This window comes from Streptomyces sp. NPDC059850, assembly GCF_042731515.1.
GTDB lineage: Bacteria > Actinomycetota > Actinomycetes > Streptomycetales > Streptomycetaceae > Streptomyces.
Window position 1 is genome coordinate 1 of sequence record NZ_JBHWJI010000153.1, and the last position, 1702, is coordinate 1702.

Sequence of the window (1702 nt, forward strand, 5' to 3'; positions counted from 1 at the left end):
CGCCCCCGGTCCCCCCCCGGGGCACCCCCCCTCCCCACATCGCGGGGCTCCGCCCCTGCACCCCGCTCCTCAAACGCCGGAGAGGCTGGATTTGCCTGACTGCGGCTGGATTTACCCGGCGGGGGTGGGCTTACCCACCCGGGGCTGGGCCTGCCCGGCCGGGGGTGGACCTGCCCGGCCCGGGCTGGGCTTACCCACCCGGGGGTGGACCTGCCCGGCCCGGGCTGGGCTTACCCACCCGGGGGTGGGCCTGCCCGGCGGGGGTCGGGTTTGCTCGTCGGGCTGGGGACGGCCGGAGCCTTGGAAATGTTGTGGGCAATCGTTCCGCTGGGGGGCACCTCCCAGCGGTAGCTGGGGGAGGAACGGGTGGGCACAACCCGGCCACCGGCCCGCACCCGGTGACGAAGCCCCGGGGCCCGCATGGCGGAGCCGCACCCGGGGTCCGGGGCGGAGTCCCGGTTTCGGGAAGGGGCGGGGTGGGGGCTAACCCCCCGGCGGGCGCTACGCGTTGCTCGCGCGGACCCAGCGTTCCAGCGCCTCGCGGGCCGCGCCCGAGTCGATCGACTCGGCGGCTCGGGTGACGGCCGTCGCGATACGGGACGTAAGGGGGGTACCGGCGGGCTCGGCGGCCCAGTCGAGGGTTGCCAGGGCGGCGGCCGAGTTGAGGAGGACCGCGTCGCGGACCGGGCCCGTCTCCCCCGCGAGCAGGCGGCGGGCGACGTCCGCATTGTGGGAGGCATCGGCGCCCCGAAGGGACTCCACCGGAGACAGCTCGAAGCCGATGTCGCGCGGGTCGAAGGTCTCCCGGCTAACCGTGCCGTCCCGGACCACCCACACCTGGGACGTCGCGGTCACGGTCAGCTCGTCCAGACCGTCGTCGCCCCGGAAGACCAGCGCCGAGGAGCCCCGCTCGGCCAGCACCCCGGCCATGATCGGCGCCATCCGCGCGTCGGCGACGCCCGTCACCTGGCAGGCCACCCGGGCCGGATTCGTCAGCGGGCCGAGGAAGTTGAACGGGGTCGCGATGCCCAGCTCGCGGCGGGCCGCCGCGACGTGCCGCAGCGACGGGTGGAACTTGACCGCGAAGCACATCGTGATGCCCGCTTCCTCGGCGATCTCGGCCACCCGCGCCGGGCTCAGGTCGAGGTTGACGCCGAGCTTCTCCAGGACGTCGGAGGCGCCGCTCGCGGAGGACGAGGCACGGTTGCCGTGCTTGACCACGCGCGCGCCCGCACCGGCGGCCACCAGGGCGGACATGGTCGAGATATTGACGGTCTTGGCGCGGTCGCCGCCCGTGCCGACGATGTCGACGGTCCGCCCGGGCACCTCGATCGTCTTGGCGTGCCCGTACATCGCGCGGACCAGGCCGGACAGCTCGGCGACCGTCTCGCCCTTGGCCCGCAGCGCGACCGCGAACCCGGCGATCTGGGCGTCGGTGGCCTCGCCGCGCATGATGCGGTCCATGGCCCACGCGGTGTCGTCGGCGCTGAGGTCCTGGCCGCCGAGGAGGGAGGTGAGCACGTCCGGCCAGGTACGGGCCGTCGCGGTGCTGTCGCCTCCGGCTGGGGTCACAACGTCCATGGTCCGCTCCTGAGTGGCTGGATCCGCGCTCGATCAGACCCAGCCTATCCGCGCGGACACTGGTCATAAGCACAGACCAGGGCACAGACCAGGGCCCCGGTCCGGACGCGAGGTCCGGGCC

The 1702-nt window shown here is 74.4% G+C and carries 1 protein-coding gene; it reads right to left on the minus strand.

From position 1 onward, the window contains the following. Positions 1-501: 501 nt before the first annotated feature. Positions 502-1581: an anthranilate phosphoribosyltransferase gene (gene trpD, locus ACFV9T_RS42705; protein WP_385449282.1), complete on the minus strand. Its 1080-nt coding sequence runs from the start codon at positions 1579-1581 to the stop codon at positions 502-504. Positions 1582-1702 lie beyond the last annotated feature (121 nt).